Genomic DNA, 16,198 nt, shown 5'->3' with positions numbered 1-16,198 from the left:
ATTATTCCCCTTTATCTTTCTTAAATGACGCAATCGCCGCGTGTGCCGCTACCGCAACACCCGTGATCGCTAAAATTCCGACACCTATCTTATCTGCGGTAGCATCAGCGCCGAGCCCGCCGAAAACGCTTTCGTAAAGGCGATCCGCCAAAGGCTCCTCAAAAGGTCCCATATGATCCCAAAAATCAGGCTCCGAGCAGCCTATACAGCCGTGACCCGCCTGTACCGGCCAGCTAGTGTGGGAGTTGAAACGCTCGCGCGAGCAGTTGTTAAACGTGTAAGGACCCTTGCAGCCTACTTTATAAAGGCAGTATCCATCCTTCGCGCCCGCATCGCCGAAGCTTTCTACAAACTCGCCCGCGTCGAAATGTCCGCGGCGCTCGCACAGATCATGTATTCGTAGCCCGTAAGCCCATTTAGGCCTGTTATAAACGTCAAGGCTTGGAAGCGTGCCGAAAAGAATGAAATTTAGCACGTTGCCGACAATATTTTTTTCGCTAGGCGGACAGCCCGGGACGTTGATGACGGGTTTGTTTATGATTTTGTCCAAACCTACGGAGCCGGTCGGATTCGGAGCTGCGGCTTGGATACCGCCGAAGCTCGAACAGGTACCGATCGCAAATATTGCCGCAGCGCCTTCGGCCGCGTGTTTGCAGTGCTGAGCTCCGCTCTTGCCCTCGGGACCCACGGTTAGGAAAAATTCATTCTCGCCGCTTGGGATTCCGCCCTCGACCATTAAGATATAGCGCCCCTTGTATTTTTCGATCGCGCCCTCTAAATTTTCCTCGGCTTGCCAGCCTGCGGCAGCCATTATCGTCTCGTGGTATTCTAGGCTGATGTAGTCGAATATCAGGCTATCAATGCTAGGCGTCTCTGTGCGTAGCAAGCTCTCGCTACAGCCCGTGCACTCCGCCATATGAAGCCAGATCACCGGCAGGCGATCCGCAAGCTCCGCAGCTCGCGCTACGCTCGGTGCAAATACGGCCGGAAGCCCAAGCATCGCGGTCATTGCTCCGCTCCATTTCATAAAATCGCGACGCGAAAAACCTTTGCTCTTGAGCCTTTCTTGTATGCTCTCATCCGCTTTTATTTGCGGCAAACGCTCAACGGCATCAAGTCTAGCCGAAATTTGAGCTAAATCAACCATAATGTCCTCCTGAAATTTAGGATATTTTTAAATGGCATTCTATCAAAATTTAAAATTCATGCACCTTAAATTTCGTTAGATTTAATTAAAATTTTATATTTATTCGTTGTCTAATGGGTTTTAAATTTAAAAATAAAAGGCGGATTAAAATTTGCTCGGCGGGCGAAACGTTAAATGACGGCGGAGAAAGCATTAAATTTTATGAAGCATTAAATTTTATGAAGCATTAAATTTACGAAGCAGTGAAATTTTATCCAAGAATTTTATAATAGCGAAAAATATTTTAGGATAAAGCAGGCGTAGGTTGGATGATTTTGTGCGATACTAGCAGGCGCACTATTTGTGCGCCGCAGCGAAGTATTTTTGCAAAATCATCCGTTAAATCTTTAGAAAATTTCCCAAAGATCAGCTTACCAATCTCGTTGCATCTTGGATATTGATATTTAGTCCAAGCTGCTCGTTGCTTAGCCCAAGAGCAAGGCCCACAAGCTGAGATAGGTGGATGATCGGCTTTCTTGCCTTGGAGTTCATCGCTTCTTGGTATCGCTCCTGATAGATATCTAGCTGCATCTGGCATAGCGGACAAGGAGTAACTACGACGTCGGCTCCATGCTCGGCAGCGTCATTTACGATCTCGCTTGACATTTTAGATACCGATTTTACCGCAGGATAGCTAGCGTGAAAGCCGCAGCAATCAAGGCGTTTTTCAAAAGGCACTATCTGAGCGCCAAGTGCGCTAACTACCGCTTCAAAGCTTTTCGGATTGGTCGAGCTTTCTTTTTTAAGCTCGCGCTCCGGTCTTAATGAGTGGCAGCCGTAAAATAGCGCTACTTTTAAATTTGTTAGCGGCCTCGTGACTTTAGCTTTTAATGTATCTAAGCTTTGATATAGAACCCAAAGCAGGCTTGTTATCTCGGTACTTCCCTGATACTGCATACCGCCCTCTTTTAAAAAGGTATTGATATAGCTTTTTGCCCCCTTATCTAAAGTAAGTTTAGCCTTGGTTAGAGTTAGCATGCAAGTGGAGCAGGTAGTTAGCAGAGGCATATTCATACCCTCGGCTAGCGCGATGTTTCTGGCATTGGCTACTAGGCTTGCCATAGGATCAACGCATTGAGCTTGACTAGCCCCGCAGCAGCTCCAACCTTTTATCTCGTGAAGTTTAATACCCAGCACCGGAGCGATCGCTTCAAGTGAAATTTTAGATTCCTTTGCGGCTTGACTTAAAACGCAACCCGGGAAAAATGCAAATTCGTTATTCATCCTCTCCTCCTTATTCTATCTCGCCGCTAGCTTGAGCTTTGCGTGCGGCCTCTATCATCTTAACGAGCCCTGCATGTCCCTCGATCTCCTCTTCGCCGAAAGCATGAAGAGGATTCATCTTGCCGGCCATCATTAAATTTGCCGCTACGTCCATCTTGCCCATATTGGCAAATACCCCTTCGCTTCTTAAGGCTAGCTTGATCTCGTTTAACCTTCCGCTTCCCTCTACGATATCTAGCAGGAACGCCTCTGCATGACCTGAACCGCTTCCTGCGGTAAGTCCTTTTTTCATCGCTAGAGCGCGAAGTGCGGTGATGTCACTTTGAGCGCTTATGCCTTTAGGGCAGCGATCGGCGCACTCTTGGCAGTGCACGCATAGCCATAATCCGTTTAGCACCGCAGGCTTTAGATGAGGCATAGCATCCTTGCTTCTTGAATCAAACGCGGCGCGGTTAGCATGCGTGAAAACAAAGGGTTGCATATAATCACTCGCATCGGCTCCAAGCTTATTGCATTCGCTAGCGCAGCAGCCGCAAAGTATGCAATCCCACTGCTTTTTGACGCGCTCCATCTGCTCTGGGCTTTGCTTACAGCCCTTATCGGCGCTAAATTCTTTCTTAGGCGTAATGGTCGGTTTGATCTTTCTTAAATTCTCGATACTAGGCTCCCAGTCCACCACTAGATCCGAAATCACTCGGAAATTATTTAGCGGCGAGATCGTAAAACTATCCGGGTTCTCATACTCCGCAAGCAAAGCCTCCATCTTGGTATCGCAGGCGAGATATGAGTGCCCGTTTACCCTCACGGCACAGGCTCCGCATATCGCCATACGACACGCTGCGGTAAAATTTAAAGTGATGTCTAAATTTTGCTTAATAAATTGCAAAACTCCAAGCAGGGTCTTTCCTTTGATCTGCTCCAAACTTAACTCGTAGGCTTGCTTATAATTTTTGCTTCCGTCGAAGCGGTCTATGATAAATTTCATTGAGGTTTCCTTCCGTCAAAATTTTTAACTGCACTTTGCATTAGTATTTCCTCTCCTCTACTGGAAATTCCGTAATAACGACATCCTTATAGCTGATAGTAGGCTCATCGCCATTTAGTCTTACTAGCGTATGCTTTAAGAAATTTACGTCATCTCGTTTCGGATAGTCTTCGCGAGTGTGAGCGCCACGGCTCTCTTTGCGATTTAGGGCGCCGACGCAAGCGCAACGAGCCAAAAGGATTAAATTTCCAAGCTCCAAATAATCGATCAAAGCCGTATTGAAGGCTAAATTTGGATTTGCTATTTTCATCTCGGCGTGACGAGCTTGGATCTGCTTTAGCGTCTCGTTTAGTGCTTCCAATTTTTCGCCGGTTCTAAAGATGCCCATATTGTCCCAGTTTTGTCTACCGAACTCCTCTCTTAAAGAGTAGAGCTCGTTCGGTTCGCCGCTACCGCTAACGATCTCCTTTATCCTGAGCTGCCATTTTTGCGCGAGCTCGCTCGCTCTTTTGCCCGAACCGAAAGCTGCGCGAGAAGCCGCGTAATCTCCCGCCCCCTCGCCTGCCAGCTTACCGGTAACGGCGGCGTCGGTCAAAGAATTCCCGCCCAAGCGATTCGCACCGTGGATTGATGCGCATGAAGTTTCACCTGCGGCGTAAAGCCCCGGCATCTCAGTGCTCATATCGTCAAATTTAACCACATCTATGCCGCCCATCGAATAATGCGCAGTCGGACGAATTTTAACAGGCTCTTTTACCAAATCCATATTTTCAAAAAGCATAGCCACGTGGCGGATCTGCGGTAGTCCGCCCATAATCTTCTCCTCGCCTAAGTGAGTTACGTCTAAAAGTACGTATGATCCCATACCCTCACCAAAACCGCGTCCTTCGCGAATTTCTGTCTCTATCGAGCGCGAAACTATATCGCGCGGCGCAAGCTCCATCTTTTTGGAGTATCTACTCATAAAGCGCTCGCCTTTGTTGTTGATAAGCTTGCCGCCAAGACCGCGTGCAGCCTCTGTGATGAGCGCGCCGCCGTTGCGAACTCCCGTAGGATGGAATTGAAGCATTTCAGGATCTTTAAATGCAAGCCCGGCGCGAAGTGCTGCCGCGATACCGTCGCCGGTAGCATTAAATGGCGTGGAGGTGCGGTTAAAAAATAGTCTCGTATATCCGCCGCTAGCAAGCACGACCGCCTTAGCTAAAATCGGCACTACATCGCCCGTGCGGATATTTAAAAGCACGACGCCCTCGCAAGTATCTCCGTCGGTGCTAAGATCCAGCAGGTAGTGATCTAAAAGGAATTTTACTCCGCTGCTGATCGCCTCATCCAAACAAGCATGCATCATCGCATGGCCTGTTTTATCCGCGGCGTAATTACAGCGTTCAAATTTCGCTCCGCCCGCAAATCTTGCCGCTACATCGCCGCCGTCTTTTCTCGAAAACGGCATGCCGGCGTAATCCAACTCATGGATCGCCTCGGTAGCTTTTTCGACAAATTTAGCAATGACATCTTGATCGCCCAAAAAGTCGCTTCCCTTTACGGTATCGTAGGCGTGAAGCTTGTGGCTATCGCCATGCTCGAAATCTATAACGCCGTTGATACCGCCTTCTGCCATACAGGTGGCGTTGCGCGAAGGCATGCCTTTGTTTACGACCACGACGCCCAAGCTCGGATGTTTCTTGCGCACCGCCACGGCTGCACGCAAACCCGCACCTCCCGAGCCGATGATAAGTACATCGATACTAGGAAGCCCGTTTTCGTTGCCGAAATTTTTAATAGGCTCGCCGTCTGCATCGCGTCTTATCTCATCGCCGCAGCCGCTAAGACTAAGCGCGCCGACACCGATACAGGCGGATTTTAAGAAATCGCGTCTGTTAAAATTGGATTCATTCATCTTTCCCTCCATTTGAGAAATTCTTAGCTTAAGTTTAAAGTTCTAAACTAATTGCGTAATTTTAGTTTTATTTTTTATATAAGTCAAATATTATTTAGCGTATAATTATATAATTCTATAATTATAAATTGGAGGTACCAGATGAATTTACATCGCATGCAGCTCGTGCTTAAAGTTGCCGAATTTAGAAGTTTTACCGCGGCTGCCGAGGCTCTTAAAATCCCACAACCCTCGCTATCGCAAAGTATATTATCGCTCGAAAAGGAGCTTAAAGTAGCGCTGTTTAATCGCTCCACAAACCCCGTTTCGCTCACGCGTGCAGGCGAAATTTACGTAAGTAAGGCTAAGATCATTTTTGAGATAATGGATGATCTAAACAGCGAAATTTCCGAGCTCGACGGTTCAAAAAGCGGCAAGATCCGCATAGGCTTTTCGCAAAACGGCTATAATCTGCTGCCCTCACTGCTACCGAAATTTTGTAAGAAATTTAAAGATTCGGATGTGCAAATCATGCAGTTTTCATCAACGCTTAATATTCGAGAAATGCTCTTGAAGGGGGAGCTCGACGTAGGAATGTTAATACTTCCTATCGATATGAGCGGGCTTGAAGGCAGTGAAATTTTAAAACAAAAAACATATGTAGCGCTTAGCTCTTTGCATCCGTTGTCGCTTAAATTTAAAAATGAACTAGCTCCTAAAATCGATATTTTGCAGCTAAAAAACGAGAAATTTATCCTGCCTAAACAGAATTTAAGAAGCGCCGAGCAGATAGATGCATTCTTTGCTTCCGCAGGCTTTGCGCCGAAAGTGCTGTGCCGTACGGAGACTTTCGACATCGCCAATGCTATCGTCGCAAGCGGCGTGGGAGCGTGCTTTAGCATACCGCAGATGATAAAAGAAGATAAGGTAGACAGGATTAAGCTCTTTGACGTAGGTGCACGTGAGCTCGATAAAACGCTGATAATCGCCTACAAAAAAGGCAAACGTCTAAACCATCTAGCGCAGGCATTTATCAAAACTGCACGTAAAATTTCTAATGAAATTTAAAATTCATATCTCGCAACGATAAATGAGAGATTGAGTTTTTTGCGGTACTTTACCTATACATTAGCTTTTGCATAAAAATTTTTAGAGTAGATTTCGCCCGAGCTTAGGTAAAATTTCAAACTAAGTTTAAATTAGAATTTTGCCAATAGAATTTTTATTGCTAAAATTTCACTCACAATTTACGACGAAATTTAGTGCGAAATTCTAATTTTTCACTCCGCTTAAAATATCCAAATCCTTGTTATACACCTTGGTATCTACTTCAAAAATTCCAAGCAGCGTGTGAAAAAGATTATCGTGCGAAAAAGCGTCGTCCTTATGCGATTTAAGCGCGCTCAGATCGTATCTTTCGCGCATTTTTCCCTCACCTAGCCAAACGATCGCGCCGATATGCTTTTGCGCCTCGGGAGCGAAAAGATAGGGCATGCCGTGCAGATAAACGCCGCCCTCGCCGAGGCTCTCGCCGTGATCGCTCATATAGATCATTGCCGTTTCGTGTGTCTTAGAATACGGCTTTAAAAATTCTATAACCCTACTTAAAAAATAATCCGTGTATAAAATCGCGTTATCGTAGGCGTTTGAAATTTCTTGCTGCGAGCAGTTTTCAAGCTCGTTATCGCGGCAAACGGGGCTAAATTTTTCAAATTCTTTCTTATAGCGCTTAAAATACGCAGGCCCATGATTGCCCATCTGATGCAGCACGATTAATACGTCTTTGCCCGCGTTTTCGGCGACAAATTTATCAAGCCCCGCGAGCATTCCCTCATCCCTACACTCTATGTCGCAGATCGGATTATTTTGCGGAATTTTAAAATCCTGATATTTTACGCGCAGCGCCACGCCCTTGGAATCGGAATTGTTATCGCGCCACAAAATCGCCATGTCATCAGCGCGGTTTAGTATGTCTAATACGTTTTGCTCCTCCGCGGCCTTTTCGACGCTAAATTCCTCGCGATTTAGCAGCGAAAACATGCAGGGCACGCTTTGCGCCGTCGAAGTGCCGCAAGAATGGGTATTGCTTAGGCTTACGACACCCTGCTCTTTGGCTAGTAGCGGATTAGTATCTCGCTCGTAGCCGTTTAGCGAAAATCTATCCGCTCTTGCCGCTTCGCCCACGACTACGACGACGAGCTTTTTTGGGTGTGTGGAATTTTTATCGATATGCGCGTCCGTAGCGATTTGCATCAGAGGCTGCGAGCCCTGCTTTTTGGATTTTGCGACAAATTTAACGCCGCTGTAGATCCAATATCCGGGATTTGCGTAGCTGCGTAAAATTTTATGCTCTCTGAAAAATGACGCGTAGTATTTGCTAAATCCAAAAAGCAGCGCCGCGATGATTATTATGCAAATGCCCGCCGCTTTGAGCTTAGCTAAAATTTCAAATTTAAGCGGACGGTAGCTAACGCGCGCGCGAGCAATCAGCACGCAGGGTAAGACGCCCAGCACCAGCACGTAAATCGATAGTCTCGGGCTAAAAAGATCCGCTGACTCGGCAAAGTTCGTCTGGGCTGCGTTACGGATCATCTCCGAATCGATTACGACGTTATAGCTATCCATAAAATACGCCGTAAACGACGAAATAAAAAAGCAGATCATCAAAATCGGCTTGGTCGTATAACGCGAGCTAAAAATTGTAAAAAATAGCGTCAAAAAAGCGATCAAAGCCGCCACGTCGCAGACGAGATAGATAAAATTTAGCCCCGAGATTCCGTAGGCATTTATGATATTTTTGAAAAACGAGAAGTTAAAAAATGCCACAAAAGCAAGCGAGCTTAGAAAAATAAGCTTCTGCTGCGACGGATTTTTAAAAAAGCTAGGCACAAAGCGTTCCTTGAGATAAAATTTCAAGTTGAAATTTTACGGCGTTTTGGTAAATGCTCGGAAATTCCGCGCTTCGTATCTCACAAATCGCAGCAAAATTTTTGTGAAATTTTAAAATTCCGCGCGTATTCATCTTGGCTTCATCTTGAAGTTTTAAAATTGCGCCATCCAAAATAAAATTTGGAAATAAAATTAAAAGGATTAAAGATGAAAAATCTTAAAGTTTTAGGCGCGCTCGCCGCTGCGTTCGCCCTTACTGGTGCATTAAACGCAGGAAGTTTTAGCGAAAAGGATGCTAAAGTTTCATTCGATCAAGCAATAGGGATCGCGCAACAAAACTTTGGTGACGCGACTATAAAAAGCGTAGAAATCGACGATGAGCACGGAAGGCTCATCTATGAGATCGAGTCGTATAAAGAAGGTAGCGAAAGCGAGATCAAAATCGACGCTCAAAGCGGCGAAATTTTAAAAACTCAAACGCAAAAGAAGCTAAAGCTTAGTAAAATTGATTATTCTCAGGTCAAAATCAGTGCTGCAGACGCTCGCGCTAAAGCACTTAGCGCAAACGCCGGCTGGGATTTTCGCGAGGTTGATTTAGAAAGCAACGGTGGCAAGCCTGCATACGAAGTCAAACTGCGCCAAGGCATGAGCAAAAAAGAGGTGCTAATCGACGCTGCTACGGGCGAACAGATTTCGCAGCGTCAAAAATAAGCGAAGGTGCGAGATGAAAAATCAAAGCTCAAAGGGTGGAGCAGATAACTCCGCCCAAACTAGTGAGGCTTTGGACGCTAGGGATTTTAGCATAAACAAAAACGCTGATGCTATAACTTATGGTATCCAAAATGTAGACGCGGCTAAAAATTTAGATGAAAATGCGCAGGATTTTTCGGCAAATTTTGCTAGCGAAACAAGCGAGCGGAAACCCACGTCATGCTAGAAAAATTCTAAAGATTTTTCTAGCATGGAATGTTGCGAAAATCAAAAAATTTTTGCGGATGCGAAAGATTGTGAGAGCGAGTGGAGTTCTTTGCAGACGCATGACTTATCAAGTGCGCAAAATTTCGCTAGCGAGCAAAATTTCGCCGATACGCAAAATCTTTCAGATACAAGTAATTTACAAGCGCGCGAGATTCTGCCAGTGCAGCAAGCTGCGCGGAGGTTTGTAATTCTTGCAAGCCGGTGCTTTGCAGCCGCTGCAAACGCGAAATCGCTAAGCAAAATTTCAAGCTTGGCTGCGTAGGATTTGGGCTTTTTGCGCTAGATATCGCAGCAGGCGCGCTAAATTTTTTAGGGTGGTTAGGAAGCGTAGCGGATAAAAAGGCAAGCGAGATTAGAGCTAGGCAAAAGGCGCCTGCGAATTAGCACAGCTCCCAACACTACTGAAATTTAGTGGTGCATAAAGCGAGCAGGTTTACACATCCAAGGCGCCGCAAAATTTATGCGTTTTTGGCTAAAATGGCGGATTGGAATTAGCAAAATTTTAAAGGAACGCTTTGAAAATTTTACTTGTCGAGGATGAAAAAGATCTAAATCAAATCATCGCAAAATGTCTGAAAAAGGACGGCTACAGCGTAGATTGCGCCTTTTGCGGCAAGGAAGCGCTAGAGTTTTTGGATGTCGCAAAATATGACGCTATCGTGCTTGATGCGATGATGCCTGTGATGGACGGCTTTGAGTTTTTGAAGGCGGCGCGGGCGCGCGGACTGGGAACGCCGGTTTTATTTTTAACTGTGCGGGACGCCAAAGAAGATATCGTCGCAGGGCTTGATCTGGGCGCAGACGATTATATGGTTAAGCCCTTTGATTTTCGTGAGCTTTTGGCGCGACTTCGCGCAATTATCAGGCGTAAAAACGCTACTGCGGATAACGAAATTATCATAAGGCAAGTGCGCCTAAATCTAAGCAAAAAATCGGTCGTATGCGCGGGCGAGGTAGTGGAGCTAACGGGTAAGGAATATAGAATTTTAGAGCTTTTGATGCTAAATCGCGGTGCGATTTTAAGCCGCGAACAAATCGGCGAGAGCATTTGGGATTTTAGTGACGAAGCAAGCTCAAATGTTATCGATGTTTTAATCAAGAATATCCGCAAAAAGCTAGGCGAGCACGGCAATATAATAGAAACGAAGCGAGGGCTTGGCTATGTTGTGGCAAAATAGCAAGATTTGGATCAAAATTTCGGCGATTGCGAAGCAGATTTTTGCCGCTACAGCGCTTTTCGTATTAAAATTCGTGCGAAATTTTGCGTGTTTAAAGAAAAGCTGCAAGAAAAATCCCACGCGAAATATTAAGTTAAACCGGGCTCTAAATTCTACTCAAAGCCAGGCGTCAAATTTTAAACGGAATTCCACGCAAAATACGGCATCAAATTTTGCGCCGAATTTTGCTGCTACAAGCGCAACGCCTGATCTAGCGCAAAATTCTAATAGCGTCCTCGCGCAAAGTCAAGGACAAAATTTCGCGTCTAAAATCGCGATAAGAAATTTTACTCAAGCCTTATCTAGAATATTTGCAACCGCTAAGGAGAATTTTAGCTCACGCGCGCTACCTATCAGCCTACGCGTGACGCTTTATTACAGCGTATTTATTTTAGTGTTTGCAGGCGCTATTATCGGCATTTGCGGCTATATTTTAGACGAAGTATCAGGAAGCTCCGTCAGCCAAAAAAAGCTTGCCCGCTTAGTGCAAAAAGCCGCGCGCGAGGGAAAATTTAAAAGCTTTGATGACGGTGTATTTTTCTACGAACATGACGGACAAGGCGGCGTGATCGCAGGGTTTGTGCCTAAAGGCTTCGAGCCTGCGTTGCCGCTCTCGCCTCAAGCCGCGCGCGAGGTGGAGCTTGACGACGATGAGTTTTTCTATTACGACGCGCAGATCAAGGGGCGCAGCGCATGGATACGCGGCGTCATCGCAGTTAGCGAGTTTGAGCTTGCGATGAAGCGCGTGATGCTAATCGCTCTTATTCTATCGCCGCTATTTGTAGTGCTAGTCATCTACGGCGGCTACGCGATCATAAAAAGAGCGTTTAAGCCCGTGCGCGTTATGTCGCACACAGCTAGCGAGATCGGAGCTAGCGGCGATTTTACGCGGCGAATAGAACTACCGCGAGGCAAGGATGAGCTAAGCGCGCTCGCGGCTACGTTTAATGAAATGCTAGCATCGCTGCAAAGCGCGTTTGAACGCGAGCAGCAGCTAAGCGCCGACCTTTCGCATGAGCTGCGTACACCCGCTGCCGTCATACTGGCTCAAAGCGACTATGCCCTAGCCTACGAGCAAGACGCGAGCGAGGCGAAGGAGAGTTTCGCGGTCATAAACAATCAAGCGCGTAAAATTTCGGCGCTAATAGAGCAGATTTTAGAGCTTGCTCGCTTACAGCGTGGCGCGCGTTTGGCGCCCGTAAGCTTAAGCAAAATCGCAAACGAGTGCGCGCAAGACTTTCAATTTTTGTATGCGCAAAAGGGGCTAAGCTTTAGCTCGCAGATAGCCGAGGAAGTGCGCGTAAACGGTGATGAGCTGCTTTTGATCAGGCTGATTAACAATCTTTTAAGCAATGCTTTAAAATTTGCGCGCAGCAGCGTCGTTTTAGAGCTCTGCGTGAGCGCAGATGCGTGCGAACTTAGCATAAGCGACGATGGAGAGGGCATCGAGCCTACCTTACAAAATAAAATTTGGGACAAGCTCTATCAAATCGAGCGTTCCAGAAATCGCGAGCAAAATAGTGGCGCGGGGCTCGGGCTAGCCATCGCCTCACAAATCGCAAAAATCCATGGCGCGCAAATTTCACTACGTAGCAAAGTAGGACGCGGAAGCAAATTTAGCGTGGAGTTTAAGAAGGTTTAGGCGGTTTTGTGGGCTTGGTGGCGTAAAGAAATGCTGGGCGGCGAAATTCTTAAAATTTTATCGCCTATCGTTGCTTAAAATTTAACGACTATAGCCGTATATAGAGGCGATAGTGTAATTTCAAAATTAGGCCGGCGTCGCCAATAATATCGGATGATTTTTACGATAGTCGTGCGCTTTTAAATTTAAATGGGCCAAATTTTAAAATTTAGTTTTACCGCGAAATTCCGCGGCGAATTAATAAGGCAAGGCGCAGCATTTTGCCTTTGGGCGAAGTGATAAGGCAAGCGCTTTAGAGCTTAAGTGGACCGGCGCGAGTAATTTAAGAATTTTGAGGTATGCGGTAAAATAAGCCTTCGCTGAAATTTCACGGCGCAGTATTACAGGATAAACCTTTGCTAAAATTCTAAGACACCACATTCGGCTATAGAGAATTTAAATTTAGGAGTATCTAGCGACCGAGTAAAATTTAAATACGGAGCAAAAAAGACAGACTGAGATTTAAGACCGCCTACATAAGCGAAATTTTGTATTTTTGCCTGCTTCGTCCTCGTAGCTTACGGCGATATAGCCGTTTGCCTTACCTCGTTCCATGAGGCAGCCCCGCCGTTTATTAATATGACCCTACCGCGCTCGTCGGTCTCGTAGTCGTCGTAGTGGGTGCTATAGCCAAATTTTACGCGGGTCTTGCACGGCGGTAGGTTAAATTTCACGAGCTCGCGGCGAGTTACTTTTTTTGTGCCATATTCGTCGCAAAACATCGCGCTTTAGTTATGCGCAGTACTATCAAAAAGTAAAATTTTCTCGCCCGTTTTTACGCATTTGATTGCGAACTTGCGAGGTATGAGCTCGTCCTCATAAGTCCGCAGGGATGGACTTTTCTAAATTTTTCGCCCTGCCTAGGATCGTAATCGCTTTGCGCTTACATATATTTACGCACCTGTAGCAAAGCGTGCAATCATCGCCGAATTGCACCTTTTTGCAAGCGAGCTTTATGTTTCGCATCGGGCAGGGTTTGACGCAAGCCCCGCAGCCGCTGCATCGCGATGGATCAAGGCTCGGCTTGCGCTTAGCAAAGGGGCCTTTATCCCAAATTTTCATCCAAAGTCGCTGTCCTAAAAACCCTGCGATACGACAGAGCGCGCCCAGCCCCTCTTGCGGCGGACGATTTGCGCTAAGCGCCTCCGCAACGCGTCTGACTTTAGCGTCCGCCTCTTTGATTATGAGCTCGTTTTTTGCTTGCGAGTAGCTGAAAATCGCCACGTCGAGGATGAACGCCGGCATTTTGATATGAGCGCCGCCCGTTATGTTTGCGCCGAATCGCTTTAAAACCCTAGCCGCGCACCCTGCCCCATCGCCGCTGAAAATCTCCATCGTAGCGAGGATGAATACATTTTTGCCGCTAAAGCTCGCGCCATTTTCGTAGAGGAAGTCGCGCACGATACGCGGCAGGTCGCTAAAATAGACGGGATACGCCAAAATGACGTCATTGTGGCATTTTAAAAGCTCGCCGCAAGCCTCGCTCTCGATCGAGACACAGACGCCGCCAAGATGAGCGATGAGCTTATCTGCGCAATGCTTCGTGTTGCCCGTAGCGCTAAAATAGATCGCTATCATGCCCGCCCCCCAAACTATGCGAATTTCGGTGAAATTTAACCCTTACCGAACGAATAGAATTTTACGCGTCTTTTGCATAAAATTTTAAAATTTAGATGTGACGGCGAAATTTAAATATGCCGTCGCGCCCTAAATTCAGATATTTTCTGCCGCCACCATGCCAAAAACCATACAATCAGCCATGCTCATAGTACCGAGCCTACTTGCGCCGTGAACGCCACCGGTGATTTCGCCCGCAGCGTATAATCCTGCGATCGGCTCGCCACTAGCTGCGTCGATAACCTGAGCTTTGGTATTGATCTGCACGCCACCCATACAGTAAAGAATTTTCGGGCTTGTTTGGCAAGCATAAAATGGAGCTTTTGATACGTCGATACCGCCTACATCGGCTTTTGTCAAAGGCTTGCCAAACTCCGGGTCACTTCCTGCTTTGACATAGCCGTTAAAATCCGCGACGGTTTTTAAAAACGGCTCCAGCGGAATTTTATAAAATTTTGCAAGCTCTTCCAAGGTATTAAATTTTTTAATTGAGCCTGCTTCTACACCTTTTGACGTATAGACCGGATTATTTGCATCAACTGCGGCTTGATCGCAGATATTTACGGGATAGTTGTCGTTATTTTCGCTCTCCGCCATGCATTTAAAGATCGCTTCGGTTTTGATCTTGCGCCCGGCGTGCTCGTTCATAAAGCGTTTGCCCGTCTTTGGATCGATGGTTAGACCATAGTCGTTAGCGCAGTGATTTGAAAATAGCGCAGAAGTACCAAATCCCTTCTCGCTAGGATTGGTATAAGGATTTAGTTGAATCCAGCTGAGTTGCAAAGGATTCGCACCTAGTTTCATCGCCGCGATAAGCGCACCTGCGGTAGCACCGGGTTGGCTTACGGTTTCGATATTGTCTTTTAGATACGGCACCTGCTGAGCGCGAAACCACTTATCCGAGCTGTATCCGCCCGCAGCCAAAATGACACCATCTTTGGCTTTAAAAAATTTTACTTCGCCGCTTTTGTTTTCCCTATCATCGCTAGCAAGCTGCGGATCGAACTTATATTCTTCGCGACACTTTACGCCTACGACGCGACCGCTGTCATCTACGACAAAATCATCAAATTTAGTACGCTTCTTGATTACGGCATTTGCATTTTCCTCGATCGCCTTATGCATCGGCTGGATGTAGCCCGAGCCGCTAGCATTTTTGGCCTGTACGGCGCGCTTTAGCGAGTGTCCGCTAGCAGATATCACCTTGCCCGAAAACTCCACTCCGATACTTTTTAGGTATTCAAAAGCGTCGCCTGCACGGTCGTAGATGACGCCTAGCAAATCTACGTGATTTAAATTTAGCCCGTCTTTTAGGCAATCCGCGATGAAAGCCTCCTTACTATCCGTGATGCCCGCGGCTTTTTGGAATTCGTTATTTGGTACCGCCATATTGCCGGCGTTAATGACGGAATTGCCGCCCGCACGGCCCATCTTTTCGATCATAAGCACTTTTTTGCCGCGCTTAAGAGCCTGAAGTGTCGCCATCGAGCCTGCAAAACCGCTACCGATAACAACAACGTCATATTCTTCGTCAAATTTTACGTCTTTGGCGTTTTGCGTTGCACTAGCACTGCTTGTAGCCAGAGCCAGAGCTCCCGCCGCGCCGATTTTCATAAAATTTCGTCTTGAAATTTCTTGCATTTTTTGCTCCTTGCGTTGAAATTTTATAGATTATACACCCGCGTAGCGAAATTTAAAATTTAACGTAAAGACTTAGTGATAGAATTTTAAAAATTTAGAAAAGAAATTTTAAAAGCGCAAATTTAAAGCGAATAAATTCCGCTCCGCTAGCCGAAGTTTAGGCGTAAATTTTAAAATTTACGGCGCACGGATTTGCTCGCCGCATGTGCGAAATTTTGCTGCCGATATAAAATTTTAAAGTGCGCGGTATTCAAATTTAAAACTCGCGCCACAGAATTTTAAAACGCTTTGAAATGCTACGGGCACGCTTTTCGGCTTTGTCTCGAAAATTTTAAAGACGCACATAGTATTTCGGCGCAAAGCACGCACCGCTACTTCGCGCCGAAATTTCGCAGGCGCTAAATTTAAGCCCCGATTGTTTCGCCCGCGATCATTCCGAAAACCATACAATCAAGGATCGCGTAGGTTCCGAGCCTGCTCGCGCCGTGCACGCCGCCGGTTACCTCGCCCGCAGCCCAAAGCCCCGGGATCGGCTCGTGAGTAAGGCTCGAGATTACTTGAGCTTTGGTGTTGATCTCAAGTCCGCCCATCGTGTGGTGCACCTTCGGCATCGTGCGGCTTGCGTAAAACGGCGGCTTGGAAACGTCGATACCATCCAGCTTATCGACTACTTTGCCGAATTCCGGATCTTTGCCCGCTTTGACATAAGAGTTATAATCCGCGACGGTCTTTAAAAACGGCTCCAGCGGCAGATTGTAAGCCTTCGCAAGCTCCTCTAGAGTGTCAAATTTTTTCACGACGCCCGCTTCTAGAGGACGTGAAGTATAAACTGGGTTACGCGCGGCGACAGCTTGAGAGTCGCAGACGTTTACTGGATAGTTATCGTTTTTCTCACTCTCGCCGA

14 protein-coding genes are annotated in these 16,198 nt (G+C 46.6%); 5 read left to right on the top strand and 9 right to left on the bottom strand.

Going from position 1 to position 16,198, the window contains the following annotated elements:
• Position 1: 1 nt before the first annotated feature.
• The 4 genes from QZ176_RS05360 to sdhA form a co-directional block, all read right to left on the bottom strand.
• A complete protein-coding gene (locus QZ176_RS05360) occupies positions 2-1,147 on the bottom strand; it encodes a hydrogenase small subunit (protein ID WP_295151737.1) in 1,146 nt (381 codons plus the stop codon).
• A gap of 405 nt (positions 1,148-1,552) precedes the next feature.
• Positions 1,553-2,410 carry an 8-methylmenaquinol:fumarate reductase membrane anchor subunit gene (sdhE, locus tag QZ176_RS05355; protein WP_295151735.1) on the bottom strand — a complete coding sequence of 286 codons (858 nt, stop codon included), beginning with the start codon at positions 2,408-2,410 and terminating at the stop codon, positions 1,553-1,555.
• 10 nt (positions 2,411-2,420) lie between these two features.
• Positions 2,421-3,395, bottom strand: a complete 975-nt coding sequence (sdhB, locus tag QZ176_RS05350; protein WP_295151734.1) for an 8-methylmenaquinol:fumarate reductase iron-sulfur subunit — start codon at positions 3,393-3,395, stop codon at positions 2,421-2,423.
• A 40-nt stretch (positions 3,396-3,435) separates the two neighbouring features.
• Positions 3,436-5,292, bottom strand: coding sequence for an 8-methylmenaquinol:fumarate reductase flavoprotein subunit (gene sdhA, locus QZ176_RS05345; RefSeq protein WP_295151732.1), 1,857 nt, complete (start codon positions 5,290-5,292; stop codon positions 3,436-3,438).
• A gap of 141 nt (positions 5,293-5,433) precedes the next feature.
• Here sdhA and QZ176_RS05340 point away from each other — a divergent pair, with 141 nt between their 5' ends.
• Positions 5,434-6,339 (top strand): LysR family transcriptional regulator, encoded by a 906-nt coding sequence (locus QZ176_RS05340; protein ID WP_295151730.1) that lies wholly within the window; start codon positions 5,434-5,436, stop codon positions 6,337-6,339.
• Positions 6,340-6,543: 204 nt separating this feature from the next.
• Here QZ176_RS05340 and QZ176_RS05335 read toward each other — a convergent pair whose 3' ends face one another.
• Positions 6,544-8,160 (bottom strand): phosphoethanolamine--lipid A transferase, encoded by a 1,617-nt coding sequence (locus tag QZ176_RS05335; protein WP_295151728.1) that lies wholly within the window; start codon positions 8,158-8,160, stop codon positions 6,544-6,546.
• A 207-nt stretch (positions 8,161-8,367) separates the two neighbouring features.
• On the opposite strand from QZ176_RS05335, the gene QZ176_RS05330 reads away from it, so the two are divergent.
• The 4 genes from QZ176_RS05330 to QZ176_RS05315 all read left to right on the top strand — a co-directional run bounded on the left by QZ176_RS05330 (position 8,368) and on the right by QZ176_RS05315 (position 11,997).
• Positions 8,368-8,871 carry a PepSY domain-containing protein gene (locus QZ176_RS05330; RefSeq protein WP_295151726.1) on the top strand — a complete coding sequence of 168 codons (504 nt, stop codon included), beginning with the start codon at positions 8,368-8,370 and terminating at the stop codon, positions 8,869-8,871.
• 13 nt (positions 8,872-8,884) lie between these two features.
• Positions 8,885-9,097, top strand: coding sequence for a hypothetical protein (locus tag QZ176_RS05325; RefSeq protein WP_295151725.1), 213 nt, complete (start codon positions 8,885-8,887; stop codon positions 9,095-9,097).
• Positions 9,098-9,653: 556 nt separating this feature from the next.
• Entirely contained in the window at positions 9,654-10,316 is a 663-nt protein-coding gene (locus tag QZ176_RS05320) for a response regulator transcription factor (protein ID WP_295151723.1), read from the top strand.
• On the top strand, positions 10,300-11,997 hold the full coding sequence (locus tag QZ176_RS05315) for a HAMP domain-containing sensor histidine kinase (protein WP_295151722.1): 1,698 nt from the start codon (positions 10,300-10,302) through the stop codon (positions 11,995-11,997). Before QZ176_RS05320 ends, QZ176_RS05315 begins: the two co-directional genes overlap by 17 nt.
• 557 nt (positions 11,998-12,554) lie before the next feature.
• Here QZ176_RS05315 and QZ176_RS05310 read toward each other — a convergent pair.
• From QZ176_RS05310 to QZ176_RS05295, 4 genes are all read right to left on the bottom strand, one after another.
• Positions 12,555-12,758 carry a hypothetical protein gene (locus tag QZ176_RS05310; protein ID WP_295151720.1) on the bottom strand — a complete coding sequence of 68 codons (204 nt, stop codon included), beginning with the start codon at positions 12,756-12,758 and terminating at the stop codon, positions 12,555-12,557.
• Positions 12,759-12,852: 94 nt separating this feature from the next.
• On the bottom strand, positions 12,853-13,614 hold the full coding sequence (locus QZ176_RS05305; RefSeq protein WP_295151719.1) for an EFR1 family ferrodoxin: 762 nt from the start codon (positions 13,612-13,614) through the stop codon (positions 12,853-12,855).
• Between the two features lie 135 nt (positions 13,615-13,749).
• Positions 13,750-15,294, bottom strand: a complete 1,545-nt coding sequence (locus QZ176_RS05300) for a flavocytochrome c (protein ID WP_295151717.1) — start codon at positions 15,292-15,294, stop codon at positions 13,750-13,752.
• Between the two features lie 404 nt (positions 15,295-15,698).
• The coding region (locus QZ176_RS05295; protein ID WP_295151715.1) for an FAD-binding protein at positions 15,699-16,198 on the bottom strand (500 nt) is incomplete at its 5' end.

Origin of the sequence: uncultured Campylobacter sp. (assembly GCF_905373215.1) — a bacterium.
Lineage (GTDB): Bacteria > Campylobacterota > Campylobacteria > Campylobacterales > Campylobacteraceae > Campylobacter_B.
The sequence above is the reverse complement of the archived record's forward strand: the minus strand, read 5'-3'. Positions and strand labels throughout refer to the sequence as shown.